The following is a 17730-nucleotide window of genomic DNA, read 5'->3' as shown; positions in this document are numbered from 1 at the left end:
AATAAAAAAACCCGGCGGGATCGTCCCGGCCGGGCTTGTTGGGTGCCGCTGCGAGGAATCAGCAGGTGCAGCACATCATCGGCATGCCGTTGCAGCTCATCATCATCGGCATGCCGCAGTCGTTCATCATCTTCATCATCAGGGCGCAGCAGCTTTTCATCATGTCCATGTTCATGCCGGCCATTGGCATGATCTTGCACATCATGCAGTCGGCATCGACTGTGCACTCCATCACGCACTTCATCGACGGCATCGGCATGCCCATCATCGGCATTGGCATCATGGCGCCCATCATCGGCATGGCCATGCTCGCCCGGGACATGCACATCATGCTCATGTTGGCGCAGTGCATCATCATCGGCATGCCGCAGTTCATCATCATCTGCATCATTTGCGCACTGTTCTTGAACATGGCCATGTCCATGCCCGCGGCCGGCATCATCTTGCACAGCATGCCGTCGTCCATCATTTCGCAGCTCATGGTCGCCATCATCATCGGCATGCCCATCATCGGCATCATCGGCATGTTGGCGTTCATCGGCATTTGCATCTGCATGGCATTCATCATGGTGAAACTCCCTAAGCGATTCGATAGTTGGACGAAGCGGATGGGGCGGATTCTAGGGAGTGGCGAACGCCGCACAAGATGCCGATCGAACAGCAATCGCGGCTGCCGGGACAGCTTCAGCGCAGCCGCTCGTGCGGGATTTTCCGCTTCAGCAGCCGGATGGATTTCATGGCGGACGGGAGCAGGACAACAGCGTGTTTTCCGCTGCGATGGATATGCGCGAATCAGCGCATCCCATAACCCAAAGAAATAATCATTCTAAAGAGGCCCGACTTTTCTCGGGAAAAGGCCCCTTGCCAGCCTCGCCGGTGCCCTGTGGCAGGGCTCGGCGAGGGTCGCTAGCGCGGTGCGGGGCATGACGCGGGCTCGGATCGCGGGTCTCAAAGCTTGGCGATCGACACCTCGGTGGATTTGACGAAGGCGATGACCTCGCTGCCGACCTTCAACTCCAGGTCGCGCACCGAGCGCGTGGTGATCACCGAGGTGACGATGCCCGAGGCGGTCTGCACATCGACCTCCGAGACCACCTGGCCTTCATGGATCTCCTTGATGATGCCCTTGAACTGGTTGCGAACATTGATTGCCTTGATGGTCATGATGGGCCTTCCTGTCTGGGGTGGGCACTGGCGCATCGCCGTGCAGGCCTCTAAGGTGCCTTGTGTCTTTTCATATTAAAAGGAATAAATAGTAGTTATTTTATTCCTTAAATGAATATGAAAATTTCTCCCGTCCCCTTCGTTACCTTGACCGAGCACCGCGCCTTTGCTTCTCTGGATCCCTAACCCTTTCAGGAGATTGTCATGCGAACACTCGAGCTGGCGGGCGTGCCCGTCCCGGTGATTGGCCAGGGTACCTGGCGCATGGGCGAGGAGCGCCACCAGCGCAACGCCGAGATTGCCGCGCTGCAGGCCGGTATCGAACGGGGCATGAGCCTGATCGACACCGCCGAGATGTACGCCGAGGGCGGCGCGGAGGAAGTGGTTGGTGCCGCCATCACCGGCCAGCGCGACCGGGTGTTCCTGGTCAGCAAGGTGTACCCACACAACGCCAGCCGCAAAGGCATTCCCCAAGCCTGCGAGCGCAGCCTGCGGCGCCTGGGTACCGACTACATCGACCTGTACCTGCTGCACTGGCGTGGGCAGTACCCGCTCGAGGAAACGGTGGAAGCCTTCGAGCGCCTGCGCGAAGACGGCAAGATCGGCCGCTGGGGCGTTTCCAATTTCGACCTCGATGACCTCGAGGAACTGACGAGCCCGGCCTGCGCCACCAACCAGGTGCTGTACAACATCGAGGAACGCGGCATCGAATTCGACCTGCTGCCCGCCGCGCGACAACAGCGTTTGCCGCTCATGGCTTACTGCCCTATCGCCCAGGCCGGCAAGCTGCTGCGCCACCCTACGCTGCAGCAGGTCGCCGACCGCCATGGCGTGACCACGGCCCAGGTCTTGCTGGCCTGGGTCCTGCGCCAGGACGGCGTGATCGCCATTCCCAAGGCGGTACACCCCGAGCATGTCCGGCTGAATGCCGAGGCGGCCGGGTTGCGCTTGCACGACGAAGACCTGGCGGCCATCGACCAGGCCTTCCCCGCGCCACTGCGCAAGCAGCGACTGGCGATGGTCTGAGCCGGCTATCGCGAGCTGCGCCACCCCGAAAAACCTGGCACCCATGCCAGGTTTTTTTCGTCGTGGACCAGGCTGGAAGCGGCGAAATACCAGCGACTTTAAGGATCGTCCTATCCCGGATTTTTGAGGGTTTATTTAGAGTGGGTCAATGAGATTAAAGACCTACCTTCATCAGATCAGTCCCCTATTTTCCAGTCCTGAAGCCGCCAGCAGGTTGCTGCGTCTTTTCGCACTCATTCTTTTGGTCGGCATCCTCGGCGCCGTCTACAACTTCCTCAATTCCACCCTCAGCAACGATATTTCCCGGCGCCGCGGCTACATGAGCAGCGCCATCGCCGAAGCCCAGACCTTCTTCACCAGCCGCGAGGCCTTGCTGGAAAGCCTCAGCCTGTCCGCGGTACGCCGATCCAGGCAGGTCCAGGGGTATCCGCCTTCCAGCGAAGAACTGCACCTGCAACTGGGCGACATCGATGATCCGTGGAGCATCTGGCTGAGCCAGCGCATGCGCGAATACTTCAAGGCCAAGCAGGTCAACCTGCTCTATGTAAGCCCTGGCCCCGAGGCCCGGGTCATGCGCCTCTACAGCAGCAACCCGACCTCCCCCAACCTGCCCAGGACCATCCTCTCGAAGCTTGAGGTCCTGAACCATGGGGAGCATCCGGACACCAACGAGCTGTGGCTGACCGACCCGTCCACGCAGACTTCGCAGCTGTACATTTTCACCCGGCTTGACGAGCGCACCAATGACTCCGGCTGGCTGGGCCTGGAAATGGATGGGCGGGAAGTGCTCAAGGCCCTCAGCGACCAGAGCGCCGGCGAGTTCATGATGTTCAACTCCGAAGGCGCGCTGCTGTTCACCAACACCCCGGCCGGGCGCCTGGGGCAGGCCCTGCAGCAACTGCAAGGCAGCAACTTCTTCGGTTTTGTCGGCAGTGGCTGGTGGCCCGATCACCTGGTGATCCGCAAGCAACTGATGACCTCCGACTGGCAACTGGTCTACTCCTTCAGCCTACAGTCCCTGCTGATCGCGCTCTGGCCGCAGCTGGCCGGCGCCCTGGCGTTCTGCCTGTTCAGCATCAGCCTGATCTGCCTGCTGACCCGCCGCATCGAGCACCGTTTCATCACCCCTGCGCTGAGCCGTATCCAGGCGCTGGTCGAGAGCGAGCTGTTCAGCCGCGATGTGATCCAGACCGCGCCCGTGGCCTTGTGCGTGCTGCGGCGTACCGATGGCCGAGTGGTCCTGGAAAACACCCTGGCGCAGCAGTGGCTGGGCGATGGCGCCGAACGGGAAATACTCTGCGCCGGCTGGATCCAGCAAGCCTTCAAGAGCCACGAACCGAACCGCTTCGACTACTTCGAGACCACCGACGGGCGTCATCTTTACCTGAGTTCCGCGCCCACCCGCTACAAGGGCGAGGACGTATTGTTCTGCGCCTTCAGCGACATCAGCGCGCGCAAGCAGGTGGAAGCCGCGCTGGAAGAAGCGCGGCAGATGGCCGACGCCGCCAACGAAGCCAAGACCCTGTTCCTCGCCACCATGAGCCATGAAATACGCACCCCGCTGTATGGCGTGCTGGGCACCCTGGAGCTGCTCGCGCGCACTCAACTCGATACCCAGCAGCGCGATTACCTGCGCGCCATCGAGTGTTCTTCCTCGACCCTGTTGCAGTTGATCTGCGATGTGCTGGACGTGTCCAAGATCGAGGCCGGGCAACTGGCCCTGGAACTCAATGAGTTCTCGCCACTGGACCTGGTCCACGAGCTGATCCAGGGCTATTCCGCGGCGGCGTCGAACAAGGGCCTGCTGCTGTATTCCTGCGTGGACCCGCAAATCCCCGAGCGACTGATCGGCGACGTCACCCGGATCCGGCAGATCCTCAGCAACCTGCTCAACAACGCGGTGAAGTTCACCGACCTGGGGCGCATCGTGCTGCGGGTCAACCTGCTGAGCCGCGATGGCGAGCGCTCCAACATCCTGTGGCAGGTCTCCGACACCGGTAAAGGCATTGCCCAGGATCATCAGCCGTTGATCTTCGAACCCTTCTATCAAACCGGCGGCAACGCCAACGTGGTGGCGGGCACCGGCCTGGGCCTGCCTATCTGTCAGCGTCTCACGCAATTGATGAACGGCAGCCTGCGCATGGTCAGCGAACTGGGGCTGGGCAGCAGCTTCTCCCTCACCCTGCCCCTGGAAGCGGCGATCGATGGGCCGGTCACCCTGCCCGCCACGCAGCTGCTGCCGGAAACCATCTATGTGATGTCCAGCGTCCGCGAGCTGGCGGAATCCATCGGCGGCTGGCTGCGCCAATGGGGCGCGCGGGTGCAACTCTGCCATCCCTCGAAGATCGCCCCGACCAGCGATTGCCTGCTGGTCGAGGTTCACCCCGGCGAACTGGAACAACGCCTGCAGCCCGACTGGCCAGGTCCGCTGATCCTCGCCACCGGGACCGGCAATAACCAACCGCAGGTTCGTGCCGGATGCTGGCACGTGAACCTGAACCACCTGCGTTCCATTCATCAGGCGGTCAGCCAGGCCCAGGGGCTGTGGGTGGCCAAGGCCGAGAATCACAACGAACACTGGACGTTGAAGCAACTGAACCTGAACGTGCTGGTGGCCGAAGACAACGTCATCAACCAGCTGATCCTCAGGGATCAGCTGGAAGAGCTGGGCTGCAGTGTGGAGCTTGCGTCAAACGGCGAGGAAGCCCTGTCGATATGGAACCCCGAGCGGTTCGATCTGGTCCTCACCGACGTCAACATGCCCATGATGAATGGCTATGAACTGGCCAAGGAGCTGCGACGCCGTGGCTGTACGGTCCCGATCATCGGTGCCACGGCCAACGCGATGCGTGGAGAAGAAGAGCAATGTCTGGCGGCCGGAATGAACCATTGCCTGGTCAAACCTTTTGCATTACGCGCCCTGTTCAATTACCTAGCGCCCTATGAAAGAGCGAAGAATGAAGCCCTGTAGCATATTGATCGTTGAAGACCATCCCTTCCAGCACATGTACCTGCAGCATCTGTTCGGTGAGCTGGGCCCCTACTACCTGGAAGGCGCACGGGATGGCGAAGAGGCGCTGGAACGCTTGAAATGGCGCAAGTTCGACCTGGTGCTCACCGACCTGTTGATGCCGGGAATGGATGGCGTGCAGTTCATCCAGGGACTGGCGGCCCTGCACTCCAAGCCGGCGCTGGCGATCATGAGCTCGGCTTCGCGGCGCATGCTGATGAGTGCCAGCCTGGTTGCCAAGAACCTCGGGGTGAAAGTCATCGGCCTGATTTCGAAACCGGTGAACCTTGCCGCCTTGCAGACCCTGACCACGCAATTGAGCATTTCGCAGCCGAGCTCGCCGCGCCCCTTGCCCGCCTCCATGCTCAGTCGGAGCGCGCTGGTCCAGGCCATCGAGCAAGAGCAGTTCGAAGCCTGGTTCCAACCCAAGAAATCACTGTTCAACGGCCGCATCGTCGCCGCCGAAGCCCTGGTCCGCTGGATGCATCCGACACAGGGCATGCTGCTCCCCGACACCTTCCTGCCCGCCCTCAAGTCCTTCGACCTCGAGGAGGACCTGCTGTGGCTGGTCCTGCGCCAGGCGATCCAGGCCCAGGCACGCTGGCGCCAGCAGGACTACGACATTCCGGTGTCGATCAATCTGCCGACCCATCTGCTCAACAGCCACGACCTGGCGGACCGCCTGTTCGACTTTGTCATGGAACACCAGGGAGTGCCGGGGCAGATCTGTTTCGAACTCATGGAATGTTCGGTGCCCCAGGACATCAGTAACTTCTATGCCGGTGCCTGCCGCTTGCGCATCAAGGGCTTCGGCCTGTCCCAGGACGACTTCGGCAAGGGTTACAGCTCGTACATGAACCTGGTTTCCACCCCGTTCACCGAACTGAAGATTGATCGCGCCCTGGTCCAGGGATGCCACGCCAGCGAAGAACTGACCAAGGCCCTGACCAGCATCATTGCCCTGGGTCGCCAGCTGGGCCTGACCGTGGTGGCCGAAGGCGTGGAAAGCGCCGAGGAGCTGGCGTTGCTGCGCAAGATCGACTGCAGCCAGGTGCAGGGTTTCCTGATCTCTCGCGCAGTCCCCTCCGAGCAGTTTCAACAGTTGCTGGTGAACGACGGTCCAGCCGCCAGTTATTGAACCGAGGACATCCACCCTTCAGGATTACATGCCCCACATCACTGACAAGTCGTTGTTTAAAGGTAAAATCCTCAAGGCTTCGACTTTTTCATGCTTTTTTGGATACCAGTGATGAACCACCAGGACACGCTCATCGAGAATCTGAAACGATACTCGACTCGCCTGAACAAGGGATTGTTGATTTTTCTCGGCTTGACCCTGTTGTTGATCGCCATCAGTTACTGGTCGTCGCACAAACTGCTCGAAGAACAACACGGCAGGTTCAAAGCGCATTTTGCGCGGATGATGGAAGACATCCGCGAACATGAAGACTTCCTCCGGGGCGTGGCCGTACAAAGTAGCAAGATCCCCCTTCACGCCAACGATTCGGTTTCATACCTGAAAAGCGCCTTGCCCGAAGAGGGGCCGCACAACTACCTGGGCCAGGAATTTGCCTTTTCCACGCCCTTCAGCCTCTCTGTCGATCACCAGAGCGTCGAGCCTGACACCTTGGCCAGGCTGGCCGACCTGGGAGAGCACCTGACCGACTATTACAGCGCCTTCTGGTCCACTTCCCATTACCAGTCACCGCCGTTTTTCCTGTTCGATGCCAAGGGCAACTTCAATATCGGTATTCCGGCCGCCGGGCATTCACGCGACCCGCTCTGGAAAAACGACACCCCCAACAAGACCCTCGTCCTGCAAACGCTCAAGCGTCTGCTGGCGAAAGATTCGGCACGGGCCGATGGCGCGGTCGATTGGGAGCCCCTCGTCCCCCATCAGACCAATGAGGCCCCCGTCCGGCTGCTGGCTTATGTCAGCACCCATCTCGGGCCGCAATGGTCACGAGTCCAGGACAGCGGCAACCAGATCGGCGTCGCGTCGCTGTTCAGCATGGATCTGGTCAATGACATCAAGCGACTCATGCCGTGGTCGACCTATGACCATGTCGCCCTGGTCGCCCCCTCCGGAAAGGTGCTCAGCGGTTCGCTGCAACCGGGCGTCGTGCTGCATGACGGGCTGAACATCACCAGCGACGGCATGGTCTTCAAAGTCTCGAGCCATTCCGCCGAGCCCTGGACCGCCCTCTACACCATCGGTTTCAAGAGCTACTTCAACTACACCCTGTGGCCCTTGCCAGTCTTGCTGGCCCTGCTGATCGGCGGCATTGGCTGTGGCTGGCTGGTCAGTCGCCGGTATCAGTCGCGTATCGTCAAACCGGTCTACGAGGCTTACCAACGCACCACCGAGAGCGAGGCCTTCAGCCGGGCCGTGATCGATTGCGCGCCCACCGGCCTGTGCGTGGTGCGTCGCTCGGACTTCAAGGTCCTGCTGGAAAACCGCAAAGCCCAGCAATGGCAAGGCAGCACAAAACTGCGGATGGCCCTGGAGAGCCGGCAGGACCTGTGCGTCGCCGGTGAAACCCGGCTGGACATCGACGGTACTCACCTGCAGGTAGGGTTCGTGCCCACCCGCTATCAGGGAGAGGATGCCTTGCTCTGTGCCTTCCACGACGTGACCAGCCACATCGAGGGCGCGGCCATGCTGGAGCAGGCGCGACGCTCCGCCGATGCGGCGAGCGAAGCCAAGACGCTGTTCCTCGCCACCATGAGCCACGAAATACGCACCCCGCTCTATGGCGTACTGGGCACCCTGGAACTGCTCGGGCTGACGCGCCTGGATGCCCGCCAGCGCGAACACCTGCAAACCATCCAGCGCTCGTCCAGCACCCTGTTCCAATTGATCAGCGACGTCCTGGACATTTCCAAGATCGAATCCGGGCAGATGGCGATCGAGTCCCAGGCGTTCTGCCCGCTGCAGATGATCGAGGACACGCTGCACGCCTACAGCGTGTTCGCCGAAAACAAAGGCCTGCTGCTGTACGCCTGTATCGATGCGGCGTTGCCCGACCAGTTGCTGGGCGACCCGGTACGGATCCGGCAGATCCTCAGCAACCTGCTCAGCAACGCCATCAAGTTCACCGACACCGGGCGCGTGGTATTGCGCGTCAAGCTCCTGCACTGCGTGGATGGCCAGGCCAGCCTGGAGTGGCAGGTCACCGACTCCGGCATCGGCATTTCACCGGCGCAACAGGAACGCCTGTTCGACACCTTCTACCAGGTACGCGACGCCTCCAGCGAGGCCGGAGCCGGACTCGGCCTGGCGATATGCCGCTGGTTGACGGAAATGATGAACGGCCAGATACGCGTGGTGAGCGAGCCCGGCCTGGGCAGCAGCTTCTCGCTCCGGCTGGGGCTGAAGGTCATGCCCGGCGCTCTGGAAGGTTGCGCGGACATCCTGCCGAGCACCCAGGCGGTGTATGTGCGGGCTCCCGCCGTGGAGCTGGCGCAGAGCACCAGTGACTGGCTGAATCGCCTCGGCGTGGTCGCCAAGCCATTGCCGGCCTTTGTCGAAGAGTCGCGCCAGGCCAACCTGCTGGTCGATGTCCTGCCCTCCGACAGCCTGCCGGCCTGGGCCGGACCACGGGTCCTGTGCGTCAGCGGCGAACACCCGGCACCGCCACCGCGAGGTTGCACCGTGGATGCCCATGATGTGCGGGCCATCGCCAGGGCCGTGTCCCTGACCCTGCACGGGAAAACCATCGCGCCCGCCGCTCCCGAATGCGACCTGAGCAACAGGCTCGGCCTGCATATCCTGGTGGCCGAGGACAATGCAATCAATCAGGCGATCATCAAGGAGCAGCTCGAAGCCCTGGGCTGTACGGTGACGGCCGCCTCCAATGGCGAAGAAGCCTTGCAGCTCTGGCAGCCGCAGGTGTTCGACCTGGTGCTGACCGATGTGAACATGCCGCTGCTCAACGGCTATGAACTGACCCGCGCCCTGCGTGAGCGTGACCGGGAGACTCCAATCGTCGGGGTCACGGCCAATGCCATGCGCGAAGAAGGCGCCCGCTGCATGGCTGTCGGCATGAATGCCTGGTTGGTCAAACCCTTGAGCCTGCAGACTCTGCACCACTACCTGTCGAATCTCTGCGCGAATGCGCCTGCCCAGGAACCGCAACCGATGATCGATGCAACGCCTTCCCCCGCGACCGGCGACACAATGATCGAGCTGTCCCCGAAAATGCGTGAGCTGTTCATTACCACCATGCGCCAGGATGTCCAGAGCGTGACCGACGCCCTCGACGCCCAGGATGCCAAGCGGCTCGCCGAACGGCTGCACAGCGCCGCCGGAGCGCTGGGTGCCGTGCAGCTGAGCGGGCTGGCGAAAAACTGCGCCGAACTGGAGTCCCGGATACTGCAAAGCGCGATCACCTCTTCCGTGACCCTTGAGGTGAAAAGCCTGATACAAAGCTTGACGGATATTCTTAATGCACTTGAATGAGACGCGACAAGATTTGATGAGCGCAATCCTTTACTCTTTCTCCTTACCAACCGGCGTATTACGAGTGGCTAGTCATGGAAAAATTTAAAGTAGTCATCGCCGACGATCATCCGATTGTTCTGCTCGGCGTTCGCGAGTTGATGGAACGGGAAAGCAACTTTGAAATAGTCGGTGAAGCCATCAGCTCACAGGGCTTGATCGAGATTCTCGAACAACAGCCGGTCGATATCGTCATTACCGACTACAACATGCCCGGGGACTCTCCCTACGGCGACGGCCTCAAACTGGTCGAGTACCTGAAGCGCCACTTCCCGCGCCTGCAGATCCTGATCCTGACCATGATCTCCAACCAGTTGATCCTCACACGCCTGCATGAACTGGGGGTGGTCGGGGTGATCCAGAAAAGCCAGCTGCACAATGAAATCCAGGTGGCGCTCAAGACCATTGTCGAAAGAGGCTCTTATCAGAGTCTGGAACCTGCGCCGAGCTCGGTCATCGAATCCAACGCCAGCATCGACGACCGGATCTCCATGCTCTCGCCCAAGGAGTTTGAAATCCTGCGGCTGTTCGTTTCCGGCAAGAGCGTCAGTGACATTGCCCGCAGCCAGAACCGCAGTTCGAAGACCATCAGCGCGCAGAAAATCTCCGCCATGCGCAAGCTGGAAGTCGAGAGCGACCAGGACCTGCTGACGTACTGCATCGGGCGCAACATTTTCAACTGACCCCCCTCTTACCCAGCGAAGACAGAAGGCCCGGACGACGATGACCTGCGACGACCAGTTCGACCTGCAACAGCTTCAAGGTGCCTGGGAACAGGTGGAGTACGAGGACAACGGGGTCAGCAACCCGCCTGACGAACATGGTGCCCCAGGAGCTCTTACCCTGATCCAGGGGCAAGGGTTCCGCGTCGTGACGCTCGAAGGCGAGCTGTTGCTCGCGGGCAGTTTTACCCTCGATACCCGGACCACGCCGAAATCCATTACCTGGGTCGACTCCATGGGCGCCGACACCGGCAAGCACTTGCCTGCCAGCTATCGACTGGACGGCGATGACTTCGTCTTCATCGCCGCGGACGAGGGCCAACCCAGGCCCACCGAGTTCCGCACCGGGCCAGGTGAAACCCTGCGCCGGTTCATCCGCGTCTCACAGGATGGAACAGGCCTCGGCAGCCGCTGAGGTTGACTCATTGGCCGGCATGCCGTCAGGCCCTGGCCCGCTGTATTTCCTGCCCCGCCAACTCGCCGATGGCCAGCAACGCTGTGCAATCCGCACCATCCTGGGCCTGTACCGACATGCCTTGAATGATCGCCCCGATATACCGGGCCAGCGCCGCTGCCTGGGTATCGGCGCGCAGTTGCCCGTTGGCGATGCCCTGCTCGATATGCGCTTCAAAGGCCTTGAGGGTGTTGGCCCTCAGGGCACTGACGAACTCCCGCAGCGCATCGTTTTCCACCGCGCAGGTCAGGGTCGCGGTGGAAATCATGCAGCCCCGCGGCCGCCCGGGCAGGCTGTATTCATGGGCCGCCTCGCGCAGCAGGCGGAGGAAACCGTCCACCACATCCGCCTCCTCGCACAGTGCCCGCTCGGCAAAGGCGCCAGTGCTGCGCTGGTAATGCGCCAGCGCCTGCTGGTAAAGCTCGGCCTTGGACCTGAACGCGGCATACAGGCTTTGCACGGTGATGCCCATGGCCGCCGACAACTCCGGCATCGAGGCGCCTTCATAGCCCAGGCGCCAGAACACCTCTGCCGCAAGGCCCAGGACCTGGTCGCGATCAAAGGCAATCGGCCGTCCACGACGGCGCACCACGGCAGCAGGATTATTTATCATAGTGATCACTATTGAAATTAGAACGAATGCCGGTTAATCATAGCGGACATTGTGATTATAGAGGCTCTCCCCATGGATCGACCCCATAAAGGCCTGCTCGCCCTGGCCGCCACCCTCGGCGCTTCGCTGGCCAGCGCCGCCACGCCGGACGAGGAGCTCGGCAGGCGCATGGACACGGCCATCGAACGCGCCATCGGCGAACAGCGGATCGTCGGCACCGTGGTGGTGGTGATGCGCGACGGCCAGGTGGTGTACCAGCGCGCCGCCGGTTTCGCCGATCGGGAGGCGGCCCGGCCCATGACCGGCGACACCATCCTGCGCCTGGCCTCTATCACCAAGCCCATGGTGTCCGTGGTCGCCATGCGCCTGGTGGAACAGGGCACGCTGTCCCTGGACGATACGGTCAGCCAATGGCTGGCGGATTTCCGCCCAGGGCTGGCCGATGGCACCCACCCGCCGATCACCCTCAAGCAATTGCTCACCCACACCGCCGGCCTGAGCTATGGCTTTCTCGAGGCCGAGCATGGGGCGTATCGCACGGCCGGGGTGTCGGATGGCCTGGCCGAGCCGGGCATGAGCCTGGAAGACAACCTCAAACGCATTGCCAGCGTGCCCTTGAGTTATCCGCCGGGCACACAGTGGCGCTATTCCATGGCCATCGACGTGCTCGGCGCCGTGCTGGAAAAGGCCAGCGGCAAAAGCCTGCCGGCCCTGACCGAGGAACTGGTCACCCAGCCTTTGCACATGAACGACACCGCGTTCTCGGTCAAGGACCCTGCCCGCCTCGGCGCGGTGTACCGCGATGACCGTCCGCGGCCGAGCCGGATGCAGGACGAGGCGGCGATCAGGGTCGGCGAAAGCACCACGCTGTTCTCCCTCAAGCGGATCTTCGACCCGCGCGCCTACCCTTCCGGTGGCGCCGGCATGGCCGGTACCGCCATGGACGTGGCGCGTTTTCTCGACACCTTGCGCCAGGGTGGCGGCCCGCTGCTTTCCGCCCGCAGCGTGCAGGCGATGATGACCGACCAGGTCGGCGCCCAGGCGCAGACCCAGGGGCCGGGCTGGGGCTTCGGCTACGGCTGGGCGGTACTGGACGATCCGGCCCTGGCCGGCACCCCGCAATCCCGGGGCACCCTGCAATGGGGCGGCGCCTACGGCCACAGCTGGTTTGTCGACCCGCAGGCCAGGCTGACCGTGGTGGCGCTGACCAACACCGCCTTCGAGGGCATGTCGGGAGCTTTCACCCGGGAAATCCGCGACGCCGCCTACCCGGCGCCCTGAAGCATCTCGCCGCCCGGAGCGTCGAGCGCCCACCAGCCCGGCAGCAATTGCCGGACCCGGGGATCGGCGAACCGGTCGTCGATCAGCATCACCACACCGCGGTCCTGCTGGCTGCGAATCACCCGGCCCGCGGCCTGCACCACCTTCTGCAGGCCGGGATACAGGTAGGTGTAGTCGTAACCGGCGCCGAAAATCGCCGCCATGCGCTGTTTCATCTGCTCATTCACCGGGTTCAGCTGGGCCAGGCCGAGGGTGGCGATAAAGGCGCCGATCAGCCGCGAACCCGGCAGGTCGATGCCCTCGCCGAACGCCCCGCCCAGCACGGCGAAACCCACCCCCTGGCCATCGGCGTCGAAGCGCTCGAGAAACCCCTGGCGTTGCCCTTCATCCATCCCGCGCGACTGTTGCCACAGAGGAATATCCGGGTGCTGTTCGGCCAGCAGGCTGGCCACCTGCTGCAAGTAATCGAAGCTGCTGAAGAACGCCAGGTAGTTGCCAGGGCGCTGGCGGAACTGGCTGGCGATCAGCTCGACGATGGGCGCCAGGGACGCCTGGCGATGGGCGAAACGGGTGGAGATCCGGCTGACGATGTGCACGTCCAGCTGCGCGGCACTGAACGGCGACTCCACGTCCACCCACACCGTGGTCTCCGGCAGCCCCAGCAGGTCGCGGTAGTAATGCCAGGGGTTGAGGGTCGCCGAGAACAGCACCGTACTGCGCGCGGCGCTCAGCCGCGGCGCGAGGAAACCCGCCGGCACCACGTTGCGCAGGCACAGCTCGGACAGGCTGCGCCGGGCATTGAGTTCGCGCTTGCTGATATCGAACAGGAACTGCCCATCGAACAGTTCGGCCACCCGGGCGAATTGCAGGGCATCGAAATAGAAGCCCTGCAACCGGCTGTCCAGCCCTTGCGGGTGGTCGCCCAGGTAATCGCCGATCGCCGAGATACACAGCGACAGCGCCTTGAGCAACGGGGCCGGCGCCTGATCGTAGGCCTGGTACGGCCGCAGCTGTTCCTTGTGCAGGGCATTCCATTCGCGGTTGAGCCGTTGCAGCGGCTTCTTCAGCGGCTCCGGGGAAACCTGGCGCACGGCGTTCAACTGGTACTGGTCGAGGCTGGCGCTGTACATCGAGCGCCCGCGCTCCACCAGGTTGTGCGCTTCGTCCACCAGCGCGGCGACCTTCCATTGGTTGGCCTGCGCCAGGCCGAACAGCAAGGCGCTGAAATCGAAGTAGTAGTTGTAGTCCGCCACCAGCAGATCGCTCCAGCGGGCCATTTCCTGGCTCAGGTAATACGGGCACAGCCCATGCGCCAGGGCGATCTCGCGCAGCGCCTGCTGGTCCAGCAAGGATCGCTGGCTCGCCGCCTGCCGCGCCACCGGCAGACGGTCGTAGAAACCCTTGGCCAGCGGGCAGGACTCGCCATGACAGGCCAGCTCCGGGTGCTCGCAGGCCTTGTCCCGCGCCACCAGTTCCAGCACCCGCAACGGCATCCCGGGGCTGCGTTCGAACAGCACCTGGGCGGCATCCAGCGCCAGTTTGCGTCCCGGGGTCTTGGCGGTGAGGAAGAACAGCTTGTCCAGCTGCTGCCCCGGCATCGCCTTGAGCATGGGAAACACCGTGCCCAGGGTCTTGCCGATCCCGGTCGGCGCCTGGGCCATCAGGCAGCGCCCGGTGCTCACCGCCTTGTACACCGACTCGGCCAGCGCGCGCTGCCCGGGACGGAAGTCGGGATGGGGGAAACCCAGCGCCGCCATGGCCTGGTCGCGGGCGTGCCTGTGGGCCAGCTCCTGCTCGGCCCACTGCAGGAACAGGCTGCATTGGCGGTTGAAGAACTGCTCCAGGGCCTGGGCCTCGTGCTCTTCCACCAGCGACGTCTCGTGCTCGCTGAGGATGTCGAAATACACCAGCGCCAGACGGATGCTGCTCAACTGCAACTGCTGGCACAGCAGCCAGCCATAGACCTTCGCCTGGGCCCAATGCAACTGGCGATGGTTGGCCGGCATGCGCTCCAGGTCGCCGCGGTAGGTCTTGACCTCTTCCAACAGGTTGGCGTCCGGGTCGTAGCCGTCCGCCCTGCCCTTGACCGTCAACGCGCCGAAGCTGCCTTCGAGGGGCACCTCGCTCCGATAGTTCGCGCCGCGCCGCGCCGCCACCGTGCGATGGCCCTGGATGCCTTCCAGCGCGGTGGGCGACGGGGTGAAGCGCAGGTCGAGGTCGCCGACCTTGGCGGTGAATTCGCACAGCGCCCGTACCGCGATGCGGTAATTCACCCGTCCTGCTCCGCCCATTGCACGTAGCAGACCGCCACCGGCATCTGGTGCTGCCGGCAGAACTCCAGCCAGCGCAGCTGGTTGTCCTGCAGGCGGTCGCCAGGGCCCTTGACCTCGATCATGCGGTAGGTTTTCTGCTGCGGCCAGAACTGGATCAGGTCCGGCATGCCGGCGCGGTTGGCCTTGATGTCCTGCAGCAGGCGCTCGAACCAGTGCTTGAGGTGCTCGGCCGGCAGGCAGGCCAGTGCCTGCTCCAGCAATTCTTCGTCGAGGACGCCCCAGAACACGAAAGGCGACTGCACGCCCCACTTGTCGAGGTAGCGCTGGCGGATGGTCTGCGCATAACGCCCGTCATCCAGCTCCGCCAGGCAGGCCTGGAACAGTTCGGCGCGACGGCTGTGGAAGTCCTCGCTCAACAGGTCGGCCGGACCGCGCTGGAACGGGTGGAAGAACGCCCCGGGCAACGGCGCGAAGATCGCCGGCCAGCAGAGCAGCCCGAACAGCGAATTGATCAGGCTGTTCTCCGCGTAGTGCACCGGCGCCCGCTCCTCGTGGAGATGAGCCTGCACATGGAATTCCACCGACAGCACCGGATCGACCCGCGGCAGGCTGAGGTCCAGGCGCAGCGTCGGCTGGGTGCCGCCGCGCGGCGTGGCCGGGCCGCCGAGCTTGCGCCGCAACCTGGGCAGCAGCCGCAGCAGTTGCTGCTGCTCGGCCGCGTTGTGCGGGGCCAGTGCCGCCGCCTCGGCCAGGGCCAGCGCCTGCGGGTAATCGCCGCTGCGCTCGAAGACGCGGATCAGCCGCGCTCTCGCCCCGGGATCGGCGCAGGCCTGGTAGATGGCGGCCGCCAGCGGCCATTCTGCTAGCCGCTCGCAATGCTGCCCCAGCAGGAACAGCAGCTTGGCCCGGCGCCGCTGCAACCAGGGATTGTCGCTGGCGAACGCCTGGATGCTCGCCAGCACCTCCTGCAGCGCCGCGCCGTTTTCAAAATGCTGCCGACAGTCCTCCAGGTACAGGAAACCCTCGACGTCGGCGCGGCTGCGCAGCGCCCGGGCGTCGTCGCGAAACTCGACCTTCTCGTAGGTGAAGATGCCCAGGTCGGCCAGCACGAACTCCGACCAGTCCTGGTGCAGGTTGCCGAAGAACATCAGGCGCAGGCGATCGCACAGCGCCATGACCGTCAGGCTGCACACCCCGTCCTCCAGATCCGGGCACCATTGGCCCAGGCTCCGCGGCTCGTCGAACAACGGCGCCAAGGCGGCCAGCCAGTCGGACTTGCGGGCCTTCGGCTGCTCGATTTGCGCGCGAAAAACGTGGAGGATCTCCGCCTTCTGCAACAGGTTGAACAGCTCTTCCAGGGTCAGCGGCGCCTGCTCGTCGACCCAGCCCAGGCGCACCAGCGGCGCGACGGCCGCGCGAGTATCGCCAATTTCTTCATAGACCAGCCGGGACGTGCGAAAATGACAGCCTTTGCGCATGATCATGCGCACCAGCAGGGCCTGGGATGGCTGGGCCAGCGTCGAGAAGTCGTCGATGAAGCTACGCTCTTCGGGTGACAGCACATCGGCGTAGCGCAGCTTGAGCCACGCCAGCACCTGCTGGAAGTTGTGCAGGTAATAAAGAGGGTTTTCCAGAGGGTTGGAAGTCACAGGACAAGCGCGCCGCAAAGAGGTTGATACTGGTTATGCATACAGATAACAGCTGCCGACCTGCCCTGGCAAACACTATTGGATAAGTGGCGTTACAGGTTTTTTTACGGGGCCGCAGAACTTTCTTGCGGTTAATCACACCAAGGGCGGATAGCCATATAGTCGCGAGCCGCCAATCATGGGTGGACTCACAGAGATTCATGAAGAGAGGTTTGTCTATGAACGTCAAATACCTGGGCCTGCCGTTGGCCGTCGCAGCCTTCCTGGCACTGGGCGGCTGTGCCTCGCCAACCGTGGTGACACTGCAGAACGGCACGCAATACCTGACCAAGGACATGCCTAACGCCAAGACCGCCGACGGGTTCTACGAATTCGAAGACATCGCCGGCAAGAAAATCCGCATCAAGGCGGCCGATGTCGCCACCGTCCGCCAAGAAGACTGACCGATCGAACCCGGTCGCCCTCAGGGCGACCAGGGTGCCGAGTTCTGCCCCGGCACGCTGTTATCGCAGGAAATGTAGTGCTGTTCCCCGCGCTTCTGCAGTTCGCCACGCACCCGCTGACACCGCTCGAACTCCCGGGCCGCCGCATTATCGATGCTGATATTGCCGGTGGCTTCAGGCTTTTTACCCTCCCCCAGGGTCACGCTCGCCCAAGGCCGCTCCGCGTCGATATGAAAGCGGCTGCCCGGTTCGGGCTGCACTTCTTTTTCGGTGGCCTGCGCGGCGGCCGGTAGCTGGTCCGGGGTCACGCCGTAGCGCTTGAGGATCGACTGCTGAGGCAAGTCCTCGGCCATTGCGCTGCCCGCCATCAGGACCAGCGCCAGACCGATGCCATACCTCTGGTTATCACTCACCTTGTGTTTCTCCTACTGTTCACTGTTGCCATTGAATGAGCCTCGGCAGCGGCTGCCTGCCTTGATAACGCGCAAGCCCCCGCGGACTTTAAGGGCCCGGAGCGCGCACGCGGCATCCACCCGCCTGGCGACAGGCCGATGTTTTATCGAGCGCTGTGTCACAGGGGCAGGTATTGGAGTC

15 protein-coding genes are annotated in these 17730 nt (G+C 62.9%); 8 read left to right on the top strand and 7 right to left on the bottom strand.

Annotation, left to right across the window (positions count from 1 at the left end; translation table 11 throughout):
* Nucleotides 1-58: 58 nt before the first annotated feature.
* Both PMI20_RS14710 and PMI20_RS14705 read right to left on the bottom strand, forming a co-directional pair.
* On the bottom strand, nucleotides 59-568 hold the full coding sequence (locus PMI20_RS14710) for a hypothetical protein (protein WP_007929078.1): 510 nt from the start codon (nucleotides 566-568) through the stop codon (nucleotides 59-61).
* Between the two features lie 380 nt (nucleotides 569-948).
* Nucleotides 949-1164 (bottom strand): TOBE domain-containing protein, encoded by a 216-nt coding sequence (locus PMI20_RS14705; RefSeq protein WP_007929084.1) that lies wholly within the window; start codon nucleotides 1162-1164, stop codon nucleotides 949-951.
* Nucleotides 1165-1368: 204 nt separating this feature from the next.
* Between PMI20_RS14705 and PMI20_RS14700 the strand changes: the two genes are divergently transcribed.
* From PMI20_RS14700 to pvrR, 3 genes are all read left to right on the top strand, one after another.
* The gene (locus PMI20_RS14700; protein WP_007929086.1) at nucleotides 1369-2190 is read left to right on the top strand and encodes an aldo/keto reductase; all 822 of its coding nucleotides are present in this window, start codon (nucleotides 1369-1371) and stop codon (nucleotides 2188-2190) included.
* Between the two features lie 148 nt (nucleotides 2191-2338).
* Nucleotides 2339-5161, top strand: coding sequence for a response regulator (locus PMI20_RS14695; protein WP_007929088.1), 2823 nt, complete (start codon nucleotides 2339-2341; stop codon nucleotides 5159-5161).
* On the top strand, nucleotides 5133-6338 hold the full coding sequence (gene pvrR / locus PMI20_RS14690) for a response regulator cyclic di-GMP phosphodiesterase PvrR (RefSeq protein ID WP_492571340.1): 1206 nt from the start codon (nucleotides 5133-5135) through the stop codon (nucleotides 6336-6338). The genes PMI20_RS14695 and pvrR overlap by 29 nt, the downstream gene beginning before the upstream one ends.
* A gap of 24 nt (nucleotides 6339-6362) precedes the next feature.
* Here pvrR and PMI20_RS14685 read toward each other — a convergent pair whose 3' ends face one another.
* Nucleotides 6363-6644, bottom strand: a complete 282-nt coding sequence (locus tag PMI20_RS14685) for a hypothetical protein (protein WP_238543445.1) — start codon at nucleotides 6642-6644, stop codon at nucleotides 6363-6365.
* On the opposite strand from PMI20_RS14685, the gene PMI20_RS14680 reads away from it, so the two are divergent.
* The 3 genes from PMI20_RS14680 (at nucleotide 6621) to PMI20_RS14670 (ending at nucleotide 10838) form a co-directional block, all read left to right on the top strand.
* The gene (locus tag PMI20_RS14680) at nucleotides 6621-9662 is read left to right on the top strand and encodes a hybrid sensor histidine kinase/response regulator (protein WP_284173149.1); all 3042 of its coding nucleotides are present in this window, start codon (nucleotides 6621-6623) and stop codon (nucleotides 9660-9662) included. The two genes, PMI20_RS14685 and PMI20_RS14680, sit on opposite strands and share 24 nt — an antisense overlap.
* Nucleotides 9663-9736: 74 nt before the next feature.
* On the top strand, nucleotides 9737-10384 hold the full coding sequence (locus PMI20_RS14675; protein WP_007929094.1) for a response regulator: 648 nt from the start codon (nucleotides 9737-9739) through the stop codon (nucleotides 10382-10384).
* A 40-nt stretch (nucleotides 10385-10424) separates the two neighbouring features.
* On the top strand, nucleotides 10425-10838 hold the full coding sequence (locus PMI20_RS14670) for a TIGR03067 domain-containing protein (RefSeq protein WP_007929097.1): 414 nt from the start codon (nucleotides 10425-10427) through the stop codon (nucleotides 10836-10838).
* 25 nt (nucleotides 10839-10863) lie between these two features.
* On the opposite strand, the gene PMI20_RS14665 is transcribed toward PMI20_RS14670, so the two are convergent.
* Nucleotides 10864-11490 (bottom strand): TetR/AcrR family transcriptional regulator, encoded by a 627-nt coding sequence (locus PMI20_RS14665; protein ID WP_007929099.1) that lies wholly within the window; start codon nucleotides 11488-11490, stop codon nucleotides 10864-10866.
* Between the two features lie 72 nt (nucleotides 11491-11562).
* Between PMI20_RS14665 and PMI20_RS14660 the strand changes: the two genes are divergently transcribed.
* The gene (locus PMI20_RS14660) at nucleotides 11563-12771 is read left to right on the top strand and encodes a serine hydrolase domain-containing protein (protein ID WP_007929100.1); all 1209 of its coding nucleotides are present in this window, start codon (nucleotides 11563-11565) and stop codon (nucleotides 12769-12771) included.
* Here PMI20_RS14660 and PMI20_RS14655 read toward each other — a convergent pair.
* Both PMI20_RS14655 and PMI20_RS14650 read right to left on the bottom strand, forming a co-directional pair.
* A complete protein-coding gene (locus PMI20_RS14655; RefSeq protein WP_284173145.1) occupies nucleotides 12756-15044 on the bottom strand; it encodes an ATP-dependent DNA helicase in 2289 nt (762 codons plus the stop codon). The two genes, PMI20_RS14660 and PMI20_RS14655, sit on opposite strands and share 16 nt — an antisense overlap.
* Complete coding sequence (locus PMI20_RS14650; protein WP_007922765.1) at nucleotides 15041-16693, bottom strand: VRR-NUC domain-containing protein; 1653 nt, start codon at nucleotides 16691-16693, stop codon at nucleotides 15041-15043. Before PMI20_RS14650 ends, PMI20_RS14655 begins: the two co-directional genes overlap by 4 nt.
* A gap of 218 nt (nucleotides 16694-16911) precedes the next feature.
* On the opposite strand from PMI20_RS14650, the gene PMI20_RS14645 reads away from it, so the two are divergent.
* The gene (locus PMI20_RS14645) at nucleotides 16912-17136 is read left to right on the top strand and encodes a YgdI/YgdR family lipoprotein (RefSeq protein WP_007922767.1); all 225 of its coding nucleotides are present in this window, start codon (nucleotides 16912-16914) and stop codon (nucleotides 17134-17136) included.
* 20 nt (nucleotides 17137-17156) lie between these two features.
* Here PMI20_RS14645 and PMI20_RS14640 read toward each other — a convergent pair whose 3' ends face one another.
* Entirely contained in the window at nucleotides 17157-17549 is a 393-nt protein-coding gene (locus tag PMI20_RS14640) for a hypothetical protein (protein WP_007922768.1), read from the bottom strand.
* Nucleotides 17550-17730 lie beyond the last annotated feature (181 nt).

This window comes from Pseudomonas sp. GM17 (assembly GCF_000282175.2).
GTDB classification, from domain to species: Bacteria; Pseudomonadota; Gammaproteobacteria; order Pseudomonadales; family Pseudomonadaceae; genus Aquipseudomonas; species Aquipseudomonas chlororaphis.
The sequence above is the reverse complement of the archived record's forward strand: the minus strand, read 5'-3'. Positions and strand labels throughout refer to the sequence as shown.